Below are 25,537 nucleotides of genomic sequence, written 5' to 3'. Positions count from 1 at the left end.
ACTTTCCATTATACCAAATGACAGATAAAAAAAAACAGCCATCCTCTGAAGAGATGACTGTTTTCAGTATTATTTCGAGTCAAAAGTGGTGCGTTTTGGTTTCAGGTCGATTGAAGGACGTGCGCCTTTCAGCATGTGCTTTACGTCTTTAAATGCAATAAACCGCATTTTCTCTGGATCATACAAACGGTAACGGATTGACGACAAACTTTCTTTAATTGTAATCGTTGTTGCTTGATGAAGAGGTGGTGTCGATTCGTGTGCTAGTTCCAAGTTATAATTCGGAACACGTGGTGACAAGTGGTGGACATGATGGAAACCGATGTTTCCAGTCGCCCACTGCAACACACGCGGTAACTTGTAGTATGAACTGCCATCGATAGCAGCTTTCACATAATCCCACTCAGACTCCTCTTCGAAATACGAGTCTTCAAATGTATGTTGAATGTAGAATAACCAAATACCTAGTGATCCGGCAACAAACATTATTGTTCCTTGTATAAGAACAAATGCCTGCCAGCCAATAAGTAAAATCATACCTGTGTAAAGGGCAACAAGTATTGCATTCGTCAAATACGTGTTGTTACGTTCTTTATTACGTGCGTCTTTACGGTTGAAACGGCTTGAGATTAGGACAAGGAACAGGGGTCCGAAACCGAACATAACGATTGGGTTACGGTATAAGCGGTAACCAAAACGTTGCCATTTCGATGCTTCCACGTACTCTTCAATCGTCATGATCCAAATGTCACCCGTACCGCGCTTGTCGAGATTCGAGCTTGTCGCATGGTGAATCGAGTGTTCACGTTTCCATTTTTCATATGCAAAAAGTGTAAGAACGCCAGTAATGGTACCGACAATATCATTTGTTTTTTTGTTTTTAAAGAATGAACCATGTGTACAATCATGGAAGATGATGAATGTCCGAATGACAAATCCTGCTGCAATAACACAAATTCCAAGTGTTAGCCAAATCGACACCGACAAACTTTGGTACGCTAAGAACCATAGGATTAGAAATGGTGGGACTGTATTGATAAGCTGCATAATACTTTTCTTTTTATCTGACTTAGCAAAAGGGGCAACGTCTTTGTGTAGCTGCTTTGTTTTTTCTTTAGACATGTTGTGTAATCCTCCTTCAATCTGATGTTCTTTTTCTGATTCGCTATCTTGAATCTAATGATAAAGAACTTTCGGACTTCACAGAAGACATAACTGTCATGATTTCCGATATGACAAGTGTCACTTATTGTGAATTAATTCACAAACCCTGTCATTTACAACATCTAGACAACATAAATCTTCTTCCTACTCTTCCGAAGTGATTGATACTATAAATCGAGAGATGTGCCTCCCCTTGATAAGGTGACCTATTTCTTGCATAATCATTACTATCACACTTAAGGAGGATTCCATTTTGACTACTGTATATGAAGCACGACGTTCACTTTTGAAATCGTATCTCACCGAGAACAATATCGCCGCAGTTATGATTACAGCACCAGCAAATGTTTTTTATTTTACAGGCTTCAACTCAAATCCCCATGAGAGATTCATGTCTTTGTTTATTGATACACATGCTGATAAGAACTATTTGTTTGTACCCTCATTAGACAAAGATGCTGCCATGCAAGTTTCTGATATTACAACAATTATTCCTATTTCAGACGAGCAAATACCTTTTGAGGTTGTTCGTGAATCGATTGGTGAACTTTCGAAAACAGTTGGTATCGAGGCCAAGGCGCTGAGTTACCATCTTTACAATAGCTTGCTGGAATTTTTCCCAGGTATAGAAGTCGTCGATGTGCAGCCATTCATCAACAAACAAAGAATGAAGAAGTCTAAAGATGAAATCGCAAAATTACGGACGGCTATCGAAATTATTGAAAAGGTTTTGGAGGAAGGCATTAAGAAAGTGAAAATCGGGATGTCTGAGTCCGATTTGACGGCTGAATTGGAATTTCTGATGAGGAAGTTCGGAGCGGATGGTGCTTCCTTTTCAACAATTGTGTTATCCGGAGAAAAAGCGGCATTACCACATGGTTCTCCTGGAGAACGGTCAATCCAAAAAGGAGATTATTTGCTGATTGATTTTGGGGTCATCAAAGACGGATACTGTTCCGATATTACAAGGACCTTCATTATCGGTGAAGCTTCAGAACAACAAAAAGAAATTTACGACATCGTCCTCAAGTCTAATGAAGCTGGCATCAATGCTGTACAAGCGGGGGTACCCTTGAAAACTTTTGATATTGAAGCAAGAAATGTCATCGTTAACAACGGCTACGGGGACTATTTCAATAACCGTGTCGGTCATGGTTTAGGTATCGAAGTGCATGAGGAGCCTTCTATTCATGAAAAAAATGAACAGATTGCAGAGGCAGGACTTGTCTTCACAATCGAGCCCGGTATTTATATTCCCGATGTCGGCGGTGTTCGGATTGAAGACACTGTCTATATCAATGAAGACGGGAAAGTGGAAGTATTGTCCACGTTCCCTAAACAACTCCAAATTCTATAAATTACTCATTTCGAACACGCCCTTGTATATGTCGTAGGTAACTTTCACGTATAGTTGCTACTCATGCGTACAAGGGTTTTTTATCCACTTTCATGCCATGCCCGCCTCACCACCACCGTCACTTCAACATGCCACCATCCACTTCTAAAACGGTCCCGTTAATGAAATCAGATTCGTCGGAAGCCAAAAATAGATAGGCATTTGCTACGTCTTCAGGCGCGCCTAGTCGTGTATAGGGTGTCATCAACTTAATCTGGTCCAGGACTTTCTCTGGAATCGTATCAATCATATCTGTTTCGATGAAGCCAGGTGCGACAGCATTTACATTGATACCTTTGCGACCGAATTCCTTCGCCCACGTCCTTGTCATGCCTATGATGCCCGCTTTTGCCGCGGCATAATTTGTTTGACCGACATTGCCGCCCGTTCCTGCGATTGAAGACGTATTAATGATTTTCCCTTTCCCTAGAGCAAGCATCGGCGGAAGGAACGCTTGCGTACAATTGAAAACACCCGTCAAATTCACGTCGATTACTCGCTTAAAATCATCCACTTCGAGCTTCAGCATCATCGCATCTTTCGTAATGCCAGCGTTGTTAATAAGGATATCTACCTTGCCGAACTGTTCAAGAACTTTTATGGCCATCTCTTTAACAGCTTCACTGTCAGAGACATCCGCCTGAAAGAAAGCGGCCTCAATTCCCAATTCATGCAGTTGTTGTGCTTTCGCCTCTCCAGCCTTTTTATCAAAATCAACAATAGCAATTTGTGCTCCATGTTTGCCAAAAAGTGCAGCAGCAACTGCACCAATTCCATTTGCCCCACCTGTTATGACAACAGTTTTATCTTGTAAACGCATGTAAAGAACCTACTTTCACTTGTTATTTGGCGGACTATTTGAATAACTATTATTTTACCATATTTTATACCGCACCATAGGGTAATCTCCAACAAAAAAAAACAGGAACTCCTGGAATGAGTTCCTGTTTCACCTTATTTACTTCCGAATTCCTCAACAGCTTTACCAATTTTTGATCCGCTAATCGAGTAATGGGTTGCCTGCCAGACTGCTTGTCCATCTTTCAATAGAAACAGTTGGGGTGATTGATGTTCAACACGTAGATTACTTTCGATTTCATTGGAAACAGGCCGGCTATCTTGCACTTTAAGAAAGTATTTCGGTATTCCCGTTGCAGATGACTCAAAAGCATTATAGGCCGCTGCACTAATTGGACATGTTGTGCTATGTTTTAAAACGAACAAAGGATTCTCTTTCGATTGTTCCAGTACGTCGTACCACTCATTAACTGTTTGTAATTCCTTCATTACCTTCAATCCCTTCTATATTAACGTGTTTTCCCATTTGCGTTATTCGTAAACACTTACTCATGCGCTAACGTTAACAAAGGGAGCAGTTTAAGCATTCTCGTTAACTCTTTTTCCACCACATCGTTCATACAAGAGATTTGAAGCCAATTCCTTTCGCGTAAATAAGCACTCTCGTAATGAACATTACAACCGTTCAAAAATAAATTATTGCCGAGCTGAATTGCGCTTAACCCTGTAGGTAACGCAATCGTAACAATGGCATCTGCAGCACTTTCCCCTGACGCCAAAATTGGCAATCCCGCTTGTTCAACAGCCTTCCTCACTTTACTCGCCCTATTTGAAATTGCTGCGTAGACTTCTTCCGGGTGCTCAAATGCCAGTAATGCTACGTCGAGCGCTGCTATCAAATTAGACGATTGGGTATACGGAATCCCTTTTGCCTCCGAATAAGTACCTAAGTCAAGATAGCGCGGCAAGCTATTAGTTGCGGCGATTTCTTCATTATGAAATACGAAAGATAGACCTGTATAACTTAACAGTCCCTTGCCACTGACACCTGTCGCATAGTCAACACCAGTGAGATTAACTGCTGTAGTCCCAATCGCACTTACACAATCCACAGCGAGTGTAATACCATATTGTGAACAAAGCTTTTTGAATGAACATAGATCGTTCAACACACCCGTTGATGTTTCACAATGAACAACCCATAACCAACTGTAGCGACCCGAGCATAATGCGTCTTGAATTTCATCAGCATCAAAAGGGGTCCCCCACTCGATTTCCATTGTGTCAAATTCCATACCGAAACGCTGTGCATGATCAGTGAGCCTAAAGCCAAATTCCCCGTTCACCAGTATAAGTCCTTTACCACTGTGCATACTTAACTGTGCCCCAACAACGTCGTTCGCAAGCGTACCTGTCCCTTGAAGAAGTTGAACGTACTTGGCACCAGTCAATGCGGTTAGTTTTTCTTTCACACTTCGCAAAACACTTTCGAACCCAGACGACCGATGTGAGAATGGTTCTGCCATCATGGCCTTTCTTATTTCTACAGAAATTGTCGCAGGACCTGGTAGGAAATTGACAAGTGGTTTTGATATCCTTCCTGCAACGCCCGCTTCAAACGTTTCTATAGTCAAATACATCGGCTGGAAGGCGGCTTCTGCCGTCCCCGTCAATTGTGCAAACGGTAAAAACCCAAGTTGTCCGTATAATTTCTGTTCTCGAACCGTCCCTGAGATGAGGGCAGCGTCATACCCTTCCTTTAGGCAATACTGGACTAACGCCTGGGCAAGTCCGAGAAATGCCCTGCCATTTCGAAAGTTCTTTTCAATCGCAAGAAGCCTAATTTCTACAGGGTTTTTGGCTTGAAACGGTAATTGATGCTCAACTGGACCAATTTTTCCATCGAGCGAAAATGGACGTTTACTTCGTAGCGCAATCATTCCGACGACCCGATAATCTTTCTTGCAAATAATATATATATTTTCATCATGAAATTTGTCTACAAGTTTCCTTGATTCGTTCCGGTCGTGCTGCGGAATCTCCTCGGCAAAAGTACGGTAATTCAACTCATGAATCTGTTCGAATTCCAAAGCCGTTTCTGCAATTTTATACATAAAACTCATTCTCTCAACTCTTTTCCCGCATGAGTTTCTCTTTCAAATCAACTCGATGCGTAAATAAAAGAAGTGCCGATAACAAACACGCCACGATGAATACAGGAACTCCGTATGAAAAAACCAGCACTAAAACCGGCATCAATAGAACTGCACTTAACCCGGCTAACGTGAAGCTTTTTAGGAATGGATAGAACATGATGAATAAGCCCACAAAAACAGCAAATAATAGTGGATTGAATGCAAGCATGCCGCCTATGAAAGTGGATACGCCCATCCCGCCCCGGAACTTCAAAAATAGTGGATACACATGCCCCAACGTCACAGCGAATAACGCACAAAGTTCTACAGTCACTCCGAATCCAAGCCACTTGGCAACGAAAATGGCCAGTGCCCCTTTCAATGCGTCTCCTATGAATGTCGCAATGAAGGCTTTTTTCCCAAACACCCGCCCAGCATTACGCGCACCGGGATTTCCGCTTCCTTCTATTCGTATATCTTTCTTAAAAAAGAAGCTACTAATCATCGAGCCTGTCAGCACATTGCCCAGTATGTACGAGCCAACTACTAAAAATATAAGTGTCATAATCGATCCTTTATGGTAAATGATAGGTTCTTTCTAGTGTAGCATCTTTCTAACGTTTCTATTAATACTTTCCAACTTGTCCATTAGGATTATTCTTCGTCGTTTTCACTTAGAAGTAGTATACAATTAATTGAAAGGGGTGCATTCAATGCGCGAATTGTCATTTCGTCTTCTTTTAGCATTTGTTCTCTGCATCTTCTTTGGTATCGCTTTTGGATATATCGCTACCGCTGTTGGTAACGAATCGATTGCACACTTCGATACTGCCGTTATTGGATTTGTCCAAGGACTGGAAGCACCGTGGCTGACATCTATTATGAGAGTATTTACGTGGATTGGTTCAGGTTATGTCGTTGCGACAATTGCCTTGATCGGATTTATCGTCTTATACTTTGTGCTACGCTACCGTCATCAAGCATTTCTATTAATTGCAGTCATTGCAGGTTCCGTTTTATTAAACAGCGCGCTCAAAAGTTATTTCAAACGAGAGCGACCGAGTATCCACCGGATCATGGATGCAAACGGCTTTAGCTTCCCCAGTGGTCATTCGATGATGGCCTTCGCTCTTTATGCAATCATCGCGTATATCGCCTGGCGTAATGTAAAAACCACTATGAACCGTGTTGTTCTTGTTCTGTTCACTGCTTTCATGATCATTATGATTGGCACAAGTCGCATTTACCTTGGCGTCCATTATCCAAGTGATATTGTTGGAGGATTCGCAGCAAGTGCGCTTTGGGTGACGATTGCTATTTCAGTTTACGGGTATTTCCTAAACAAACATGAAAAATAAAAAAGGCCGTTTCGCGTAGAAAGATAACGTGGAGCGGCCCCTTTAACATCCCCGGCCAATCAGGTGAAAATAGGGCCTTATTCAATTCATTTCCTGGGAAATCCCGCGAAATAACTCCCATTCCAATCTATTTTGAGGTGTCATTTCCTATTGATTTAACTGCTTGGGTACCTACTACAAAACCCGCTATCCAAGTAGCAATTCCTATTAAAAAGTAGGTTCCTAACACCCCATTTACCAAGTCTATTCAAAGTACTTGGTTGCTTCTTCCTCCGTAAGGATTTTTGGCGTAAGCCCTCCAAGTTCAATGTAGTCAGTGCGCCCATTTACTTTTACAATGAAGATATCACGGTTTTTCGAAGGTAGTATCGAGTCGGCCCAGATGTTTTGATTTGCATAAAATTCTTTTATCTCCTGCTCGGCAGCTAATGGAATCGGCGTGTTAGCAACAGTGTGCGAATTGGCTTCCATAACCTGTAACGCTTGTGCTTTTGGGTCATTTTGGTCATGAATATTTTGCAATAAATCAACGACTTCCCCGAAACCGATAATTAAGATTCCGCAAATTGAATAGGTGAAAATGGTATTCAGAAAACCAGCAATCCCCATCCCATTTGAAAATGAATCTCCGAACGAAATGATAAATATGCATCCTTGAATAATGCCCCATGCAATAACAACCAGCCCGGCAGCTTTTAACACAAACCCAATGCCTGTACGCTTTGCGAATAATTCACTCATACAACTCAATCCCTTCCATTTTCCGACTCTTCTATTGTAATTATACGTACTTGAATGAAATTAGTTTCATTCGGATTTGGTACAATGAAAAGAACGCGAGGAGGCTTTTATTTATGAATTTATTCACCGAACGTGTCATACGCATCATTCAAGGAATTCCCGCTGGCCACGTCATGACTTATGGTCAAGTTGCTGCAGCTGCTGGAAGTCCACGTGGTGCGAGGCAAGTTGTGCGGGTACTGCATTCAATGAGTAAAAAATACGGGTTGCCTTGGCATCGAATTATCAATGCGCAGGGCGCAATTTCACTTACGAATGGCGACCAGCGTGAGTTGCTTGAGATGGAAGGAATTATCTTTAAAGAGAATGGTAAAATTGATTTGACCATATACCGATGGTTTCCTATTGATATCGATGAAGGTTGAAATGACTAAAACACCGCAATGAAAAATATGTACATCTCCTCTAGAAGATTTAGAGACAAATGGTTTATAATTCTTTTATAGAGGGTAATGTCGAATAGGGCTTGCCCATGCTATGAAAATATTAATTGGTTAGGAATGAAAGACATGCTAAAAGACTTTAAAGACTTCGCACTCAGAGGAAACGTATTCGATCTCGCCATTGCAGTTGTAATTGGGGCCGCATTCGGGAAAATCGTATCTTCGCTCGTTGAAAACATTATCACACCGCTTATCGGAGTGATTTCTGGTGGTATTGACTTTTCAGGGCTACATCAGAAAATCGGGGATGCAGATGTTACATACGGTGTTTTCCTTCAATCTATTTTTGATTTTCTCATCGTCGCGTTTGTCATTTTCATGGTGATCCGTCTGATGGCGAAATTTAAACGTAAAGAAGAGGTAGTTGAAGAAGCAGCACCTGAAGTGGATCCTAAAGAAGCCCTACTCATAGAGATTCGTGATTTGCTGAAAGAAGGAAAAACACTTTAATATGTACTTTAATAGAGGACAATCCTGCTATGGGACTGTCCTCTTTTTGTTTTAAAAAAACTAATAGTTCACTTCTATAGATGAGTGAACAGAAAGATTAACAATACGAAATGATGACCCCATTACCCGGATCGCCTTCCTGACTCAATCTACCGTTACAGAAAGCTCTTTTACTACTAACGAAGGTGAGCCATAACCGCCTGGCATGAACTTTAGGTCTGCCCCTACCTCTTCAATATCTTTTAAAAAACCGAAGAAGTTGCCGGCAATTGTCATCTGCTTGACGGCTGACGCAATTTTCCCACCTTTAATATGGAAGCCTGTCGCTGCGATGGAAAAGTCACCTGAGACCGTACTAACTCCAGAATGAAGGCCGGCTAAGCTTGTGATAAATACACCTTCTTCAATAGATGCAATTAGTTCTTCCTTGCTCTTGTTACCTGGAGCGATATACATATTCAACGGAGCGATTGTCAGTGTGCTTTTATACGAAGGCTTGCGTGCATGCCCGGTTGTTTTAACCCCATCCTTTTTTGCCGTTTTCCGGTTATGAAGCAGCGTTTCCAGTGTTCCGTTTGAGACGATTGCACGTTTTTGGGTCGCCACGCCTTCACCATCAAAATTCGAACCGGCAATTGCGTCAGGATGAGACGGATCGTCAAGCAGCGTGAATGTTTCGGCCGCAATCTTTTCTCCCACTTTTCCTTTTAGTAACGACTGGCCCTTTTGCGTGTTTTCAGCCGAAAAGATTGGTGTAAACGCTGCAAGTAACGACGCGGATGCATCATGGCGCATGATGATTGGGTATTTTCGTGTCGGAATTGATTGTTCCCCTAGGTTTGACAATGCCTCTTCCGCTACTTCTTTCGCAATTGTATCTGCGTCGAGCTCATTAAAGTCGCGAGTCATTTTACTGAAGCTCCCGGTTTTCATTTCTTCCCCGTCTTTGACGACAGCCGAAATATAAATAATAAGACCGTTCTGCTTTTCATTCAATGAAAGGCCTTTGTTATTCGCCATAACGCGCTCCTCAGAAAAGTCTTGTAACATGCAATAATTGAGTGTGACAATACGCGGATCATACGCAAAAACTTTCGCTTCAATTGACTTGATCAGTTCGATTTTCTTTAGGGTAGGCACTTGCGCAAGTTCTTCGCTATAAAAGTCATGCTTTGTGTATGTTTCACTGCCCTCGAAAATATCTGTTCCGTCATCTTCATCAAGTACATCCGCATTCGCTTTTGCACTGTCAATCAAAAATGCAATCGAGGATTCCTCAATTTTTTCCGTATAAGCATAGCCCATTTTTCCATTGTAGAGACCGCGAAAACCAAGGCCGCCTTCTTCAGACGTCTCGTAACTATCAATTTCTCCTTTGAAAATCATGACTCGAAATGATTCGGACTTCTTATAATAAACTTCAGCTTCTTCGAAACCCATTTCCACTGCTTCAGCTAATAGCTTCTTTTGAAATTCGTTGATAGTCATTAATTATTCCCCCTTCGTCCCGCCGACGGTAATTTCACTGACACGAATCATTGGCTGACCGACATTAACCGGCAAGCTTCCACTGATTGACCCGCACATACCAGCCCCGTGTGCCAAGTTATCGCCAACCATGTCAACAAGCTGCAGCGTTTTTGCCCCATTGCCAATCAAGGTTGCACCACGGACAGCGCGATCGATTTTACCATTTTTCACGAGGTACGCTTCCGCAACAGAAAAGTTGTATTCACCTGTTGCAGGATTCACAGAACCACCACCCATATACTTCGCGTAAATACCATGTTCCGTCGATGCGATAATTTCTTCTGGTGTTGATTTCCCAGGCGCGATATAAGTATTCGTCATACGGGATGTCGGATTGAATCGATACGACTGGCGGCGTGAAGAACCCGTCGCTTCTGCATCCATACGGCGTGCATTGAATTTATCGATAAGATAACCTTTTAAAATACCATCTTCAATGAGAATATTCTTTCGTGTCTTTTCACCTTCATCGTCAACATTGAGTGATCCCCATTCGTTTGGAAGCGTACCATCATCAATGTACGTCACGATATCCGGCGCCACCTTCTCGCCAATTCGATTTGCAAAGACGGAGTTGTTTTTTGCAACAGAAGTTGCTTCAAGTCCGTGCCCACAAGCTTCATGGAAAATAACTCCGCCGAATTCATTGTCGATTATGACTGGGAATTTTCCACTTGGACATTCATCCGCTTCGAGCATCGTCACCGCAATGCGCGCAGATTCACCTGCATAATGATTCAGATCCAGGTTTTCTATAAATTCAAAACCTGCATGTGCGCCTGGTCCATAGAAACCAGTCTGCATTTCAATGCCATCGGAAGCCGTTGCCTGAATGGAGAGCCTGCTATAGACACGTGTGTCTTCAACGAATTTCCCTTCAGAGTTTGCAATAAGTACATTCTGCTCCTCATCGATATAGCGCAGCGCGACTTGTTTGATGCGCTCATCGTAGTTTTTGGCAATGTCATTAGCCTTTCTCATAACTGCTACTTTACGTGCATGTTCCACCGTTCGCGGCATTTGTGTAATTGTATGGATGGGTTGAATGATTTCTTTTTGAAGAGGATGAATTGTGCCGTTCGCCCCGCCTTTAATCGCAAGTGCTGCCCGTTTTGCTGCATTAATTAACCCCGCTTCCGAGAAATCCGTCGTATAGGTATAAATGCATTGGAGACCTGAAAAAATGCGGATACCTATCCCGAAGTCACGACCTGAAATGCTTTTCTCGATCTTGCCACTTTGTAATTCCATTGTGTTTACATACTTATCTTCAATAAATACTTCTGAGAAATCGCCCCCCGTGGAGAGTGCGGCTTCCAATACGTTTTCAATAATTGATTGCTTGATCATATTCCCATTCCTCCTCTACTACTAGATTATAGCGAATATTCTATACAATTACAGCATTTACATTACTAATTTGGTATTTCCAGAGAATTGATTCGCGCCAAAAAGAAGTGCGTCAGACGTCTGATATATAAAGTTTTATTCGATCATGCACTCATGGATTATCCTCGCTCCGACAACAAATTCGCCACAATTAACATCATCATAATTCAGACAACATTGCCTGCCAATCTCAGTGGTGGTATAATGGAAAAAGGATTTATCGTCTAAAAGGAGTGATAGTCAATGTGGTTCCTATACATCATGTTCACACTGTTTGCATTCGTAATCGTTGGTAATATCGCAGGTCTAGTTCGTACATTCAGTAGCCATAAATAAGTACACGCAAAAGCCCTCCATTATCGGAGGGCTTTTTGTATGTTATGCGGTTATATCTCGTTTTATGAATGTTGTATAACTGATAAATAGGAAGATCACGATATAAACCGCAAGAACGGCGAGTGAAAATGGCATTGTAATGCCCTCCACAATCCGAAAGTCCGTTTCGTAAATCGTCAAATCCATATGCGTAAAGACAATGTATTTCACAATTTCATATCTCGCCAGGAGCATTACCAATGTCGACCCCATAAAGTAGATGAATAACGACAGCCCGATTGCAAGTGAGCTAGAACGGAAGACGCTACCAATCATGAATGCAAACGTTGCTGTAACAAATACATTTGCAAATGACAGGAGCAGCATATAAAGACCTTTCCCCCAAACAGAAACTTCTACTACTTCTTTACCATTCCAAACAAGTTCTTGCCCATTGCCCGATTGGAAGAAGATAAACGCGCCAAGTATAGAAACAATGAAACCGACGAGCATAAGAAGAATACCGAATAAAATAACCGTCACATATTTCGACGTTAAAATTTTCCACCTTTTTACGGGACGAGATAACAACATTTTAATTGTCCCTTGCGTAAATTCAGACGCGACAATTCCCGCGGCAACAATGACCGTCAGTAAAACAGCGATGGAGCCGATACCGCTCGAACCCATAATCATTTTTTCCCTGCCAGTTTCGCTTAGCGGTTCAATTGAGTTCGCAAGTCGGTATTCAAGAACTTTTTCTTTGCCCTCTAACCGTTCCTTTTCGCTCTTCACACGTTCAGGATTATTCAAGTCTTCTTTCACATAGGTCAATTCATTTTGTACAGACGTTTTCCAATCTTGTTCTTCGGAATTATTCATTGTATTGACCCATTTTGTCAGACCAAACATCCCTAAAATTGCCAAAACGAGTAGACCTGTCATAACCCAAGTCCCTTTTTTACTCCACAGTTTCATCCATTCATTTTGTATGAGCCTCAGCAATCTGGCCACCCCCTGTCATTTCTAGGAATTGATCTTCAAGCGTCTTGCGATGCGGGTGAACCGCAAACAATTGCATCTCATTCGCCGCAATTTGCTGTACGAGTCCTGGAATCTGCGTTTTTTCTGCTTTAATAATAAATCCGTCGTTATGTGCTTCTACAGCGAATCCTTCAGCTTTCAGCATACTTTCTGCCATTTCGGCCGGGAATATTTCAATATAATAGTGAGATTCTTGCGTTTCAGACATTTCCCGGATATCAACCAATTTACCATTCTGAATGACCGCAATCCGGTCGCACATAAGCTCAATTTCAGATAACATATGGCTAGAAACGAAAATGGAAACACCTTCTTTTTCTGCTATCATCTTGAGATACGTCCGGAATTCGCGGATACCCGCTGGATCCAGTCCATTCGTCGGTTCATCGAGAATTAAAAATTTCGGACGATGCAGGATTGCCTGCGCAAGCCCAAGCCGTTGCCGCATTCCCAGTGAATACGTCGATACTTTTTCGTGTATACGGTTTTGCATACCTACCTGGTTAATGACTTCTTCGATTCGTGCTTTTGTAACACCGTCGTGCATACGCGCAAAATGCAGTAAGTTTTTATAGCCGGACATGAACTTATACATTTCCGGGTTTTCAACGATAACACCTACTTTGGAAAGCCCAACTTCAAAATCATCAGCGAGTAATTTTCCGTCGATGACGATATCCCCGCCCGACGGCTCCATTAAGCCAACCATCATCCGAATCGTCGTCGTTTTCCCCGCCCCGTTCGGGCCCAGGAACCCGGTGATTTGCCCCGGATACAACGATAAATTCAAGTTGTCGATAATCTTTTTCTTGCCTATCGTTTTCGATAAGTTCTTCAATTCCACTACTGGTTTCATTTCCACGTCAACTTCCCTCCCTATAGAAAAGCGCAAGGCGCCGTTTTAGACGCGACAGGCATAAGACGGACCGGCGAAGCGGCGTTCTTTGCCGCACAGGCGGGCCGACTTATGACCCGAGCGTCTGGCGCCTGGAGCCTAGACACCATATCCATTTGAATTTTTTTACTTACTCCCTAAACAGTGACACCATCCATGAAGTAGCATCTTTCCCATACGTATCGCGGATTACGTCAACCGCTTCATGCGCGATTATCCGTCCCCCTCTTAGTACTACGATTTCATCGAGCAATGGTTCCACTTCTTTTAATTCATGCGTCGACAGGAGGACCGTTTGTCGCTCCGGATTAGTAAAACGAATAAGCCCTTTGGCGATATCGTCACGCACCATCGGATCCAGTCCGGAGAACGGTTCATCCAGCAAATAGTAATCGGCTTCACGCCCAAGAGTCACTGCAATTTTAACGCGTCCGCGGTTCCCTTTCGACAAATTCTTTATTTTTGAATCAAGAGACAAATTCAGAAACTGTGCAATTTCTTTGGCTTTCGCCGGATTAAAATCAATGAACTGAGATTCATAAAACTCAATCAGCTGACCTACCGTAAAATATGGATAGAATAGGTCTGCATCTGGCATGTAAGCAATATTGGTTGCCACTTTACGCGTAATGCGACTTCCGCCGAACGCCGCCCTTCCCGAATCAGGTGTCACTAACCCAGAAATCAGTTTCAACAGCGTCGTTTTTCCACTCCCATTTTCTCCGACAAGCCCTATGATTTTCCCTTGTGGCAAAGAAAGTGTCAGGTCTTCAAGCGCTTTCCTGCGGCCATACTTTTTCGTTATATTCTTCAGTTCAATCATCTTTTCCACCCCGTTCCTGTAGCTGCTGCAGCATTTCAGACTTCGTAAAACCAAGCGCTTCAACACTTTGAATGAATGACGTCACAAGCCGTTCCTTCATTTCATTACGAAGCATAGCAATCTTCATTTCATCTTCCGTTACGAAAGATCCCTGCCCCCTCTTGGTTTCAGTGATTTCCATCTGCTCCAGCTCCTTATAGACGCGTTGCATCGTATTGGCATTCACACCGGCTTCAACTGCATAATCACGAACGGATGGCAATTTCTCCCCTGGTTTCAACGTTCCCCGAATAATTTCGCCTGTAATCAGGTCGATGAGCTGCTGATAAATTGGTTTGTCTGGAAGAAAATCTATGCCCATCGTTACAACCTCACTTTCTTTTCGAACAACATTGACCCGACAACAAAATAGAGTGCCGTCATCATACCGTAAAGGACAAGACTACCGATTGTTAAAATCGTTCCGCCTGGGACAATATAATTGTTAAGCATTAAGAGTTCCATTGGCTGAATCGGTCCATACATAGGCATCATTTCCTTGACTGTCTGGAATACTTGCGTAAACCAGACAAGTGCCCATCCATAGAGCCATATGTTCACCGAGATAATAACGACGACAATCGAGAACCAACCCATCCAAGAACGGAATACTTGGTAAATGGACCAGAAGAAAAAAACGAGTGCCATGACATAAAGGGCGTTCAATAATATAACAACACCCACACGTAGCCATAAAGACAAATTGTCTGCAATGGATATAGCTCCTTCGCCTACGTAATAGGAGATACCCACAACCATCCCGCACAACAAAAGCGAAAAGCCTGTTGCCAAGAGTATTAGTAAAAACTTTGCGCCAATCAGCTGTTGCATCGACGCGGGGGAATGAAGCCAAATATCCGGCCGTCTTATGTCTTTTCCTAGGCTACGGAAAAGCAATGATACCGCCATGATTACGTGAAGGAGAAAAAAAAGTCCAATCATCGGTTGGATAGAAGTAAGGAACCCTTCCGACAGCCCAAAAACCACGCGATCCACACCCCAAGAAAGGAATAGACTATTGATTAAAACAAAGATGGCCAGTCTCCACTTCATCTGCGCCCACTCTTTTTGCAATAAACCTTTCCAAACTTTCATATGGTTTACAACCTCACTTTCTTCTCAAAAAGGACGGCTGCAATGATGAATATAGCGGCTGTAAAGAAAGCATCAAATAGAATTTCACCCGTGTAAAAAAATGTTTCGGTATGCTCGAAGTAAATAAAATCCACATTGATTTTCGGATTTTTGACTTTCATTAAATCAATAGGACCAATTAAAAACAGTTTCTCGTATAGTTCGGAGAGGGCAAATAGAGCATATTGCCGAGACGCGACAAGGAATATTATAATTGTTGCAACAATTGAGAATCCCTTTATATATGGTTTCATCAGTCGGTCAATGACCCAGAAGAAAAACCCGATACTCATAAATGATATCGATACTGCGAAAATTATGACGATAAAAATACTTCCAAAGAAAAGTAAATCATCAAAGGTAGCCATTGTCGAGCTGAATAATACGTGTTGAATCGCAAGAACCGTTGTGGGAATTAACAATGCCACAGCGCCAATAAGGGTTGCAAAAAGTGCTTTCACTCCTACCAATTTAAAAATGGAAGCCGTCGAATGAAACCATACATCTGGACGTTTCATTTCTCTTTCCAACATTATAAACAATGCAGTAACCGGTGCTAACACACTTGCACCCGCCCAAATGAAACAGATTACAAGCGCCACTTCAAAGACATGTGCTTTGATACCAATAAAGTTTACTAACAGATGTGGGACAAATGACATTACGATGATCCCAAGTACCGCACTAACAAGTAATGGCCACTTCATCGTTACCCACTCTTTCTTCAACAATCCATTCCACTGCTTCATCAGCGTACCCCCTCTTCGTATTAGTGTATTAGCTACATGGTACACTATATGCAAAGGAGTTGTAAAGGGATTTGTTGGGATAAAATTCAAAGATGGTTCAAAAAGAATAAACGATGAACGCTATGTTAATTTCCAGCTGGAAGTAGAAAAACGCCGAACTTGTATGCTCAGCGTTTTACTAATTCAATTATTCACTCTTTTACCCACAAATTCATTCAATTAGGAATAATCATCTGACTATTATTAAACTTTTTTGGCTTGGTATAGATAAATGGATGAAGCAATACTCTGGATGAAATATGCACCCATCATTATAAATATAAATCCTCCGTAAGGAAGTAATTTTAAAGCCCCTACTATGACAACGCCTATTATTAGGCCACCAGACAAAATGGAATAGGATAGAGATTTCGCCTTATATATTAATTCCCAACCCCTTTCGTCTTTGGATTCCTTATTATTTTCAAACTTGGCCCTATAAATTTCAGCCAAAACTACAATGACCACCAGTATTAAAATTAGAAATTGTAAAAATAAGCCCATTTTCATTCCTCCCTTTCATACTTAAAAACTTGGGTAATTGGTTTGTTCAATACATCGGCAACTTTAAAAGCTAAAATCAGCGATGGGTTATATTTATTTTTTTCCATTGCTGCTATCGTTTGTCGACTGACCCCCACGGAGTCAGCTAACTGTTGTTGCGTCCATTTCTTTTCTGCACGGCAAACTGTAATTGTATTCTCTAGCATATCCACTACCCCCTTCGCTAAATTGATTGTAATATATTTAAAACATTTTGTAAAGTATTTATAACATTATGTAAGAATTAGCATACACCATTAAAGTTATCAAGACACTAATACACAATCTATTTGAAAATCCAATTACTTTCAACGAGGTCTATAACTTTTACTTATGCCACGGAGTCAGAAAAGGAGAATGGTACTGATTTTCAATGACGACTATACTAAAGGTATTACGTTCAAGGGAGTGTTGGATGATGAATACATTTCTAACAGGCATTGATCATATCCAAATTGCAGCGCCACCGGGTTCCGAAGATGCAGCTCGTTTATTTTACAGTGAGTTACTCGGTATGGAGGAAATTCCAAAACCAGAAAATTTGGCGGGACGCGGTGGTTGTTGGTTCCTTTGTGGCTCACAAGAAGTGCATATCGGTATCCAGAAAGACTTCATGCCTGCGAAAAAAGCGCATCCTGGATTTACGGTGAATTCACTTAGGCAATTGAAATCACGGTTGGAAGAAGCTGATTATGAGATTAGTGAAGAGCCTCCAATCGAAGGACGTTCTCGCTTTTTTACACATGACCCTTTTGGCAACCGGATAGAGTTTTTAGCGTTTGAATAAAAAGTGTATAATACATTTAAATTTCACCTCATTATGCAAAAGGATGCACAATGAGGTTTTTGATTTGAATCTATAATTTACCGGGTCAGTTCCATGCCCCCCCCTTACTACCCTGTCACTCCATTACGCTTCAATAATCTCCCTCTCTTGCACATCCAATCGTTCCAGTTCATGTAGCAATTCATCACGCTTTCTCGCAAGTCGGTCTTGAACCTTGCGCACATCTTGAAGCACACCGTTCAGCTTACTTTTCGCGCCTGTAATGCGTGAATGAATCATCCAGTCTGAAAAAATATTATCGAAAAACAGGTCAGTAAATGTAAAGATGTCATTTTTGTTCACCGTGAATGATTCAGTCGCGGCATTTTGGACATCCATCAGTTCCGTCTCAAAATGGCGAAGGGCACGTTGCGCGCGATGGACAAGATCATCAGAGCTATTAATTTCGGAGTATTTAAGAGCCGATACCAGCAAGCCACCGCCAAGGAACGTATCCCATATCGACAATCCTTCTGCCGCCCCAAGCTTCTCCAACGCCGCATCGAGTGCCCGATTTGCCTTGGTACCCGCATCGCAAGCTTCGTCAATTTCACGCAGCATCGAACGCAGTCTTACTCTATCATCTGCTATCTTTTGTAGCGTACCATTCGCAATTGTGTCATTGAATCGAATCCACGTCTCTTTCTCCTTCAGAAAGTCCGCCCACTCTTCCTCGATATGGTCGAAGTCTGGATTTTTAATCTCATCACGTAATCGGACCGCATCCGCTTCCAAGTCCTTCACTACTTTTTCTGCTTCATTATAATGGAGCTCCGCATCTGCTGCTTCTGAAATCTCCTTCTCCATTTTTTCATCCCACTTGCCTGTCCACTCACTTATCTTATTCATAAAAGAAAACTTACCAAGCTTTACTACATCCTGTTGTTCTTTTGTAAGTTTTTCATGCAAGTTATCACGTTGGATAATAGCTTCTTTAAGTTTTACCTCCGCGCCCCCAAGACGCCTTGTCACCCGGTCGCGCTCAGTGCGTATCATCGTCAATTCCATTTGTCGTTCTTGTATTTCCTGTCTCATTGACTCCACCCCTTTCTCTGTTATACGAAAACAATTGGATGAAGTTTCATTTACACATTATATTTTACCCACATGTGGATAACACCTAATTAATCGTCAGAGGAATCACCTTATCCACAGCTATTTATTGATTTCAATCAAGGTTTATCCCCCCCTCAAAGGTATATGCTAGAAGTGGAGGTATGTCCATCATGAAAAAAATACTGTCCATTGCAATTGTTCTTATACTACCCCTCTCCGCCTGCGGGATAGAACCAGCAGTTTCTACACTGCCTGATCCCGTGCCCGATCAGGAAATGTTTTCATCAGAAGAAGGTTTATCTCTTGTATTGGACGAAGATTCATTCATCGGTTCGCCTCCCGTCATTAAGACGCTTGTGCGAAACGACAGCTCATCCGATTACCAGTTAGGCGAGTTTTATCATATAGAAGTAAATAAAGATGACCAGTGGTATATGATTACCTACTCAGATGCCGTGTTCTTAAAAAACCCGTCTTTCAAAGACTATGGAAATATGTTGTCAGCTGGCAGTAAAACAAACCAGACTTTTTCGGTCGACGCACTCGGCGTGACACTGATTCCAGGTGAATACCGTCTTGTGAAAACCTTTATTTCAACAGGTGAGCCAATGCACGAACTATCCGTTGCCGCGCTGTTTTCAGTGGAATAATAAATAAACCGGAACAAAGCATATGAGCCTTGTTCCGGTTTATCAGTTTTTATCCCCAAACTTCCTTCGCCACGCCCACTATGAATTCCAATTTTTCACATTGCTGCTCTTCTGTCAGTTTGTTGCCATGATGCGTTGACGCCAATCCGTTTCTTTTCTTATAACAGGATCGCAAATGAGCGGACCTTCTTTCTTTTCTTACAACAGGTGCGCGAATGGGCGGACCTTCTTTCTTTTCTTGCGGCATGAGCTCAAATGAGCGGACCTTCTTTTTTTCTTGCGGCAGGAGCGCAAATGAGCGGACCTTCTTTCTTTTCTTACGGCAGGAGCGCGAATGAGCGGACCTTCTTTCTTTTCTTACGGCAGGAGCGCAAATGAGCGGACCTTCTTTCTTTTCTTACGGCAGGAGCGCAAATGAGCGGACTCTTTTTTTATGGCAGTATCGCGAATGAGCGGACTGGGAATCCCGATGCTTTTTCCGGCTTAGGGACGATATTAAAAATGACTGCGCCTTTTGCAGGCACTTTATCCAAGTTTGTTAATAGCTCAATTTGATAGGTATCTTGTTCAAGAACGTAATATTCGCCTAGAAGAGCTTGGTTCTTTTGAAAGTCTATGGCTGAATCGGTATCGAATGTTTCATGACCAACTGCTTTCACTTTTCTTTCGTCAAATAAAAACTGCAAAGCAGCAAGACCCCAACCCGGTATACGGTTATTCCCATCGGCATCTTTATTGCAAAAAGCCTCGTTATCCGGCCAGCGTTTGCTCCAATCTGTGCGTAGTGCTACAAATGTACCTGCCTCAATTTGTCCGTGCTGAGCTTCAAACTTCAGAATATCTTCAACAGTTAATGTAAAATCATGATTTGCATCGGATTCTTTTGATTTATCGATGACAACAAGCGGTAATACCAATTCTTTTAAACCCAATTCATCCAAGTATCTTGTATCACGTACGAAGTGAATTGGTGCATCAATATGTGTCCCATACTGTCCTGCAAATTTAAAGCTCTGTGCAAAAAAACCATCATCATGATCGAATAGTGTCGTAAACTCTGCTGCATCAAATGCTGAAAAATGGGGTGATTCGGGTCCAAAGGTATGTGTTAAATCGACCCATTCTTTCTTTTTTAACAAAGCAATTGCATCGATTAATTCGTTTGACATAATAATTCTCCCTCCATCTTTTGAAGGTAACTTTAGTCTCCAGAAAAAACAAAAGCGAAGGGCGCCTGCTTAGATGCGACAGGCATAAGATGAAGATGCGTAGCGGCGTTCTTTGCCGCAGAGTAGCTTTAGCTTATGACCCTAGCATCTGGCGCCCGGAGCCTAGACGAAACAAAAAACCTCTTCTAAATTTCAAGAAGAGGTTTTGGCATAATCGCTTTTTGCTCTTCTTATCTACAAGCCCTAAGCATTACACTTAAGCTTCTGGAATTAGCACAGTACTTTTACAAGTCTGTTGCTGAGGTATCATCGGGCCAGTCCCTACACCTCTCTGGATAAGAAAGTTACGTATTTAGTTGTTAAATAGTACAATACATGTTCCTGAATGAATTGTCAATACAGAATATATAAAACTTTCTATATATATATGATGATATAGAATCCCATTAAATTCGCCGCGACGCTAGGGGATGCCGAGCAGCTTCGCCCACCAGTCTTAGGGCGAGGCTACCCCTTGTAACGCGCCTTCTCTCAGTTAATATAGGCATTCATTTGTTCTACATATATAGTCACATCTTTTTCCCTCGGACAAGTTAGACAAACAAAAAAGCTCATAAGTATGTACCAACTTTTCGATGCTACTGTTTTTCCTTATAGTCTGCCATTATTTTCTTTCTTACATAGCTTAAATGCCTGTACATCTGTGTGAATGATTCGTACGGGTCTCTTTTTTTCAACGCCTCATAGATGGCTAAGTGATGCTCAATTGTAATATCAGGCTCTCGATAGGTGATTAAGCTGTCTGTTTTCTCATGCGTAATGAGCAGGGAATCTATCATTCCTTCGACGACTGGATTGTTGGCGCTTTGTGCAATCAATCTGTGGAATTCCTTATCTAAACGACCATAATCACTATCAGCATTTTCTTGAATGCTATCAATTGTTTCTTTGATCTTTTCGAGTTGCTCATCCGATATCTTCTCGGCTGCAATCGTGACAAGCCCCAACTCTAACGCCATGCGTGCTTCAATGATCGCAGGAACATTGTTAATCGATAGCGCGAGCATTACCTTAAATGGATTACTTCCGACCCTATCATTTATAAACGTACCTCCGCGCGGCCTTCTCGTAATGATTTCCAAGGTCTCCAAAGAGCTAAGCGCTTCCCGCAGTACAGGCCGGCTAACGTCAAATTGTTCCATCAAATTCATTTCTGGAGGCAATTTATCCCCCGGATTCAGCTGCCCACTCATTAATAGCTGAACAATTTGTTCTAACACCTGTTGCGAGAGGGTGCTTCTACGGACAGTGTCCATTTTATATTCTTTCATTTCAACCCTCCTTTTCTTATGTTTCCAAGGACACTTTAAACTTCAACCAGACTTTGATATCTCTCATAGATCAGCTTAGCTGTTAGGATATCAAAAATAGATACACCTACCGATTTGAAAACAGTTACTTTTTGTTTCATCTTTTCATTTTCACCTTGTTGAACCAATGTTTTCAACTCCGGGATTGTCTCTTCACTGTGGCCAAACTTTTTTGCGTTAATCATTTCTCCACATTCGGAAAATGCTGCATGCGTGTCGACGAATAGATGATCTGCTTCTTTGATGATTGAGTCGGGAATCTCTTGCATAAATGATTTGAATGCACCTGAACCTGCGAAATGCTTTCCAGTCAAATCAACTTGCCCGTCGTAAGGAATAACCGGATTTGTTGATGTCGTCGTTGTAATAATAATTTGTGCCTCTTTTACAATGCTCGCAGGATCTGAACTATCAAATCGAATAGTTGGAAACTCCTTCTTCGCTTTCTCTATAAATTTATCGAGTCTTTCCTTACTACGATTATACACTAAAACCCTCTTTACTGACCTTACAGCGCAAGCCGCCTGTAAATGACTCCACCCTTGATCGCCAGTGCCTAGAATGCCAATGGTCTCCGTTTCATCCGATGCCAAGTATTTCATACCCAATCCACTGACTGCACCAGTCCGCATAGCGGTAATCGTTCTGGCATCCATAACGACAAGTGGTTTCATCGTCTTCCTTTCATTCAACAAGAAGATGCCCCTTAACGTAGCTTCCCCGATTGCAGCATTGCCTGGAGCGATACCAATCAGCTTCGCCCCATAATAATTTTCATAAAAAGAAGGCATTAATAGCGCCGAATTGTCATCATCATTGATGAATAATCGTTCGGGGACAAAGGAGTTCTTCTCTCCATCGTTTATGTAATACTCTTCGATTGTATCGATAATATCCTTCATCGAGATAAGACTTCTAATTTCCTGTTCGTCAATAAAATGCATAGCCAACCTCCTCAAAATAATCGCGTTACTTAACTATTTCTATAGGGTTCAATACGTTAGATGGTGTTTCCCCGGCAAACACTTTTAAAACGGACTCCGCAGCCAGCATCCCCATTTTCAATCTCGTTTCCTTTGTCCCTGATCCGATATGGGGTGTCGTAACGATGTTTGACAACTTCAACAATGGATGACTCGTGTCAATTGGCTCTTGCTTATAAACATCCAAGCCAGCCCCAGCTATTTCTTTGTTGACCAATGCATCATGCAAAGCTTCTTCATCCACGACGGCACCACGTGAACCGTTTACGAAGATGGCACTGGTCTTCATCGATTTAAATTCTGCTGCACCAAATAAATTCTTTGTCTCAACAATGAGTGGCACCATATTACAGACAAAATCAGAGCGCTCTAGAAGTTCAGGTAAACTACAATACTGCGCGTCATAAGTCGATTCAGCATCCACATCACGGTTGCGGTTATGATAAAGGATCTCCATACCAAATCCAAATCTCGCCCGCTGAGCAATTGCTTTCCCAATGCCGCCCATTCCCACAATTCCAATCACTTTTCCGTGAACATCCGTTCCGAATAACTCCTCCCCTAGCTGCTGATTCCAATCCCCCCGCTTAACGTAGGCATCCAATTCAGGAATTCTTCTTGCAGCGGAAAGTAATAGCCCAAACATTGCATCTGCTACGGTCTCATTCAAAACACCTGGCGTGTTTGTTGCCACTATATTTCGTTTTGTCAGCAATGATAAATTCAAATTATCGTATCCGACCGAAACGTTGCTTACAACTTTCAATTGCGGAGATTGTGCTAGTAACGCATTGTCTACCTTTAAACCAGATCCTAGAAGTGCATGCGTATCTTGGAGATGTGTTTTAAACTGTGGATATGTATATTCATTTAGCTCCTCAAAGTAAACGACCTGACACGTTGTTCGAAGATAATCTAAAACTTGAGGATCTATTTTTTTATAAACAATCACTTTATGCTCCATCGAATTTCCTCCTTACTAAAACAGAATATAGACCAACGTTTCCCGCTGGCCTACCCCATATATTTTCCATATAGCAGAATACTATCGATTTAAAGTCACCTGACTAAACAAGGCCGTTTATTATCGAATTTCCATTCTGGAATTAAATACTGCATACCGATAGAATCATCACGAGCGCCAAGGTTTTGATCGATATAGAGTTTATTGGCCTTTTCGATCTGCTCCATATCAATTTCAACACCTAAGCCAGGCGCAGATGGAACTTCGATTTTCCCATTTTTAATTTGAAGCGGTTCTTTTGTTAAGCGTTGACCATCTTGCCAAATCCAATGCGTGTCAATCGCCGTGATTTCTCCAGGTGCAGCTGCAGCAACATGCGTGAACATTGCAAGAGAAATGTCGAAATGGTTATTCGAGTGCGAGCCCCACGTCAATCCCCAATCATTACACATTTGTGCGACACGAACTGAACCTTGCATCGTCCAGAAATGCGGATCGGCCAACGGAATATCAACGGCATTAAGCTGAATCGCATGACCCATTTGTCTCCAGTCTGTTGCAATCATATTGGTAGCCGTTGGAAGTCCAGTAGCGCGGCGGAACTCAGCCATTGCTTCGCGTGCAGAATAACCGGCTTCCGCTCCACATGGATCTTCAGCATAGGCAAGTACATCATGTTGGTTTTTACAAAGTCGAATGGCTTCCTCTAATGACCAGGCGCCATTTGGGTCCAGTGTAATTCTCGCCTCCGGGAAACGTTTTGCAAGCGCTGTCACCGCCGCCATCTCTTCATCTCCAGAAAGCACTCCGCCTTTTAGTTTAAAGTCATTAAAGCCGTAGCGTTCATAGGCCGCCTCCGCAAGTGCAACAATCGATTCAGGCGTCAATGCTTCTTCATGCCGCAGTCTGAACCAATCATCTTTGGCGTTCAAATCGCTTAGATAAGGTAAATCCGTTTTGTTCCGATCACCAAGATAGAACAAATAACCAAGCATTTCTACACTACTGCGCTGCTGACCTTCACCAAGCAATGCCGCGACAGGTACATCTAGGAACTTCCCTAGTAGATCCAATAATGCCGCTTCAATAGCCGTAACAACATGAATTGTCGTTCGTAAATCAAATGTTTGTGCACCGCGCCCGTCCGCATCCCGGACAGCAAATTGTTTTCGAACTTTATTTAATATCGAGTTATATGTACCGATGGATTCACCAATTACGAATGGCTTTGAATCCTCTAACGTCTGGCGAATCGCCTCTCCGCCCGGTACCTCTCCTACGCCTTTATTCCCGTAATTATCTTCGAGAATAAGTATATTTCGCGTAAAGAATGGGCTATGTGCGCCACTCAAGTTCAACAACATGCTATCGTGACCTGCTACTGGAATTACAGTCATTTTTACGACCTTCGGAGTATTTGACTTTTTCCCCTCCGTATTTGTACGTTCTTCCGCAGTCTCTGTTAACATAAAAA

The 25,537-nt window shown here is 42.2% G+C and carries 28 protein-coding genes and 1 riboswitch; of the genes, 6 read left to right on the top strand and 22 right to left on the bottom strand.

Features of this window, described 5'->3' with window-relative positions; translation table 11 throughout:
• Positions 1–69: 69 nt before the first annotated feature.
• On the bottom strand, positions 70–1,122 hold the full coding sequence (desA, locus tag I2483_RS13180; protein ID WP_186672771.1) for a Delta(5) desaturase DesA: 1,053 nt from the start codon (positions 1,120–1,122) through the stop codon (positions 70–72).
• Positions 1,123–1,417: 295 nt separating this feature from the next.
• On the opposite strand from desA, the gene I2483_RS13175 reads away from it, so the two are divergent.
• Positions 1,418–2,521: a M24 family metallopeptidase gene (locus I2483_RS13175; RefSeq protein WP_207277598.1), complete on the top strand. Its 1,104-nt coding sequence runs from the start codon at positions 1,418–1,420 to the stop codon at positions 2,519–2,521.
• A 118-nt stretch (positions 2,522–2,639) separates the two neighbouring features.
• Here I2483_RS13175 and fabG read toward each other — a convergent pair whose 3' ends face one another.
• The 4 genes from fabG to I2483_RS13155 form a co-directional block, all read right to left on the bottom strand.
• A complete protein-coding gene (gene fabG / locus I2483_RS13170; protein ID WP_207277597.1) occupies positions 2,640–3,380 on the bottom strand; it encodes a 3-oxoacyl-ACP reductase FabG in 741 nt (246 codons plus the stop codon).
• Between the two features lie 134 nt (positions 3,381–3,514).
• Positions 3,515–3,847 carry a bacillithiol system redox-active protein YtxJ gene (gene ytxJ, locus I2483_RS13165; protein ID WP_207277596.1) on the bottom strand — a complete coding sequence of 111 codons (333 nt, stop codon included), beginning with the start codon at positions 3,845–3,847 and terminating at the stop codon, positions 3,515–3,517.
• Between the two features lie 56 nt (positions 3,848–3,903).
• On the bottom strand, positions 3,904–5,481 hold the full coding sequence (locus I2483_RS13160) for an aminotransferase class V-fold PLP-dependent enzyme (protein WP_207277595.1): 1,578 nt from the start codon (positions 5,479–5,481) through the stop codon (positions 3,904–3,906).
• A gap of 4 nt (positions 5,482–5,485) precedes the next feature.
• Positions 5,486–6,058, bottom strand: coding sequence for a glycerol-3-phosphate acyltransferase (locus tag I2483_RS13155; RefSeq protein ID WP_207277594.1), 573 nt, complete (start codon positions 6,056–6,058; stop codon positions 5,486–5,488).
• A gap of 148 nt (positions 6,059–6,206) precedes the next feature.
• Here I2483_RS13155 and I2483_RS13150 point away from each other — a divergent pair, with 148 nt between their 5' ends.
• The gene (locus tag I2483_RS13150; protein ID WP_207277593.1) at positions 6,207–6,851 is read left to right on the top strand and encodes a phosphatase PAP2 family protein; all 645 of its coding nucleotides are present in this window, start codon (positions 6,207–6,209) and stop codon (positions 6,849–6,851) included.
• Positions 6,852–7,094: 243 nt separating this feature from the next.
• Here I2483_RS13150 and I2483_RS13145 read toward each other — a convergent pair whose 3' ends face one another.
• Complete coding sequence (locus I2483_RS13145; protein WP_207277592.1) at positions 7,095–7,592, bottom strand: hypothetical protein; 498 nt, start codon at positions 7,590–7,592, stop codon at positions 7,095–7,097.
• A gap of 113 nt (positions 7,593–7,705) precedes the next feature.
• Here I2483_RS13145 and I2483_RS13140 point away from each other — a divergent pair, with 113 nt between their 5' ends.
• Together I2483_RS13140 and mscL are read left to right on the top strand one after the other, a co-directional pair.
• Positions 7,706–8,017 carry an MGMT family protein gene (locus I2483_RS13140; protein ID WP_207277591.1) on the top strand — a complete coding sequence of 104 codons (312 nt, stop codon included), beginning with the start codon at positions 7,706–7,708 and terminating at the stop codon, positions 8,015–8,017.
• A gap of 144 nt (positions 8,018–8,161) precedes the next feature.
• The gene (gene mscL, locus I2483_RS13135) at positions 8,162–8,545 is read left to right on the top strand and encodes a large conductance mechanosensitive channel protein MscL (protein ID WP_186672752.1); all 384 of its coding nucleotides are present in this window, start codon (positions 8,162–8,164) and stop codon (positions 8,543–8,545) included.
• Positions 8,546–8,689: 144 nt separating this feature from the next.
• On the opposite strand, the gene I2483_RS13130 is transcribed toward mscL, so the two are convergent.
• From I2483_RS13130 to I2483_RS13085, 10 genes are all read right to left on the bottom strand, one after another.
• Positions 8,690–10,033 carry a TldD/PmbA family protein gene (locus I2483_RS13130; protein WP_207277590.1) on the bottom strand — a complete coding sequence of 448 codons (1,344 nt, stop codon included), beginning with the start codon at positions 10,031–10,033 and terminating at the stop codon, positions 8,690–8,692.
• Between the two features lie 3 nt (positions 10,034–10,036).
• Entirely contained in the window at positions 10,037–11,425 is a 1,389-nt protein-coding gene (locus I2483_RS13125; RefSeq protein WP_207277589.1) for a TldD/PmbA family protein, read from the bottom strand.
• A 417-nt stretch (positions 11,426–11,842) separates the two neighbouring features.
• A complete protein-coding gene (locus I2483_RS13120; protein ID WP_346267729.1) occupies positions 11,843–12,793 on the bottom strand; it encodes an ABC transporter permease in 951 nt (316 codons plus the stop codon).
• The gene (locus tag I2483_RS13115) at positions 12,762–13,679 is read right to left on the bottom strand and encodes an ABC transporter ATP-binding protein (protein WP_207277627.1); all 918 of its coding nucleotides are present in this window, start codon (positions 13,677–13,679) and stop codon (positions 12,762–12,764) included. Before I2483_RS13115 ends, I2483_RS13120 begins: the two co-directional genes overlap by 32 nt.
• 169 nt (positions 13,680–13,848) lie before the next feature.
• Positions 13,849–14,541 carry an ABC transporter ATP-binding protein gene (locus I2483_RS13110; protein ID WP_207277587.1) on the bottom strand — a complete coding sequence of 231 codons (693 nt, stop codon included), beginning with the start codon at positions 14,539–14,541 and terminating at the stop codon, positions 13,849–13,851.
• Positions 14,534–14,902 (bottom strand): GntR family transcriptional regulator, encoded by a 369-nt coding sequence (locus I2483_RS13105; protein ID WP_207277586.1) that lies wholly within the window; start codon positions 14,900–14,902, stop codon positions 14,534–14,536. The genes I2483_RS13110 and I2483_RS13105 overlap by 8 nt, the downstream gene beginning before the upstream one ends.
• 2 nt (positions 14,903–14,904) lie before the next feature.
• Positions 14,905–15,675 (bottom strand): hypothetical protein, encoded by a 771-nt coding sequence (locus I2483_RS13100; RefSeq protein ID WP_186672744.1) that lies wholly within the window; start codon positions 15,673–15,675, stop codon positions 14,905–14,907.
• A 5-nt stretch (positions 15,676–15,680) separates the two neighbouring features.
• A complete protein-coding gene (locus I2483_RS13095) occupies positions 15,681–16,463 on the bottom strand; it encodes a hypothetical protein (RefSeq protein WP_207277585.1) in 783 nt (260 codons plus the stop codon).
• A gap of 243 nt (positions 16,464–16,706) precedes the next feature.
• Complete coding sequence (locus tag I2483_RS13090; RefSeq protein WP_207277584.1) at positions 16,707–17,006, bottom strand: hypothetical protein; 300 nt, start codon at positions 17,004–17,006, stop codon at positions 16,707–16,709.
• Between the two features lie 2 nt (positions 17,007–17,008).
• The gene (locus I2483_RS13085) at positions 17,009–17,212 is read right to left on the bottom strand and encodes a helix-turn-helix transcriptional regulator (protein WP_207277583.1); all 204 of its coding nucleotides are present in this window, start codon (positions 17,210–17,212) and stop codon (positions 17,009–17,011) included.
• Between the two features lie 251 nt (positions 17,213–17,463).
• Here I2483_RS13085 and I2483_RS13080 point away from each other — a divergent pair, with 251 nt between their 5' ends.
• On the top strand, positions 17,464–17,832 hold the full coding sequence (locus I2483_RS13080) for a VOC family protein (protein WP_207277626.1): 369 nt from the start codon (positions 17,464–17,466) through the stop codon (positions 17,830–17,832).
• 123 nt (positions 17,833–17,955) lie between these two features.
• Here I2483_RS13080 and I2483_RS13075 read toward each other — a convergent pair whose 3' ends face one another.
• Positions 17,956–18,906: a hypothetical protein gene (locus I2483_RS13075; RefSeq protein ID WP_186672741.1), complete on the bottom strand. Its 951-nt coding sequence runs from the start codon at positions 18,904–18,906 to the stop codon at positions 17,956–17,958.
• 191 nt (positions 18,907–19,097) lie between these two features.
• Here I2483_RS13075 and I2483_RS13070 point away from each other — a divergent pair, with 191 nt between their 5' ends.
• The gene (locus tag I2483_RS13070; protein WP_186672740.1) at positions 19,098–19,577 is read left to right on the top strand and encodes an immunoglobulin-like domain-containing protein; all 480 of its coding nucleotides are present in this window, start codon (positions 19,098–19,100) and stop codon (positions 19,575–19,577) included.
• Positions 19,578–20,008: 431 nt separating this feature from the next.
• Here the strand turns inward: I2483_RS13070 and I2483_RS13065 are convergent, their stop codons facing one another.
• The 5 genes from I2483_RS13065 to gudD form a co-directional block, all read right to left on the bottom strand.
• Complete coding sequence (locus I2483_RS13065; protein ID WP_207277582.1) at positions 20,009–20,746, bottom strand: cyclase family protein; 738 nt, start codon at positions 20,744–20,746, stop codon at positions 20,009–20,011.
• 227 nt (positions 20,747–20,973) lie between these two features.
• A riboswitch (SAM riboswitch) is annotated at positions 20,974–21,088 on the bottom strand.
• A gap of 296 nt (positions 21,089–21,384) precedes the next feature.
• The gene (locus I2483_RS13060; RefSeq protein WP_207277581.1) at positions 21,385–22,077 is read right to left on the bottom strand and encodes a FadR/GntR family transcriptional regulator; all 693 of its coding nucleotides are present in this window, start codon (positions 22,075–22,077) and stop codon (positions 21,385–21,387) included.
• 35 nt (positions 22,078–22,112) lie between these two features.
• Entirely contained in the window at positions 22,113–23,060 is a 948-nt protein-coding gene (locus I2483_RS13055) for an ornithine cyclodeaminase family protein (protein ID WP_207277580.1), read from the bottom strand.
• Between the two features lie 25 nt (positions 23,061–23,085).
• Positions 23,086–24,063 (bottom strand): 2-hydroxyacid dehydrogenase, encoded by a 978-nt coding sequence (locus I2483_RS13050; RefSeq protein WP_207277579.1) that lies wholly within the window; start codon positions 24,061–24,063, stop codon positions 23,086–23,088.
• Positions 24,064–24,158: 95 nt separating this feature from the next.
• Positions 24,159–25,532: a glucarate dehydratase gene (gene gudD, locus I2483_RS13045; RefSeq protein ID WP_207277578.1), complete on the bottom strand. Its 1,374-nt coding sequence runs from the start codon at positions 25,530–25,532 to the stop codon at positions 24,159–24,161.
• Between the last annotated feature and the right edge of the window lie 5 nt (positions 25,533–25,537).

The sequence above is a fragment of the Sporosarcina sp. E16_3 genome, from assembly GCF_017347125.1.
Lineage (GTDB): Bacteria > Bacillota > Bacilli > Bacillales_A > Planococcaceae > Sporosarcina.
The sequence above is the reverse complement of the archived record's forward strand: the minus strand, read 5'-3'. Positions and strand labels throughout refer to the sequence as shown.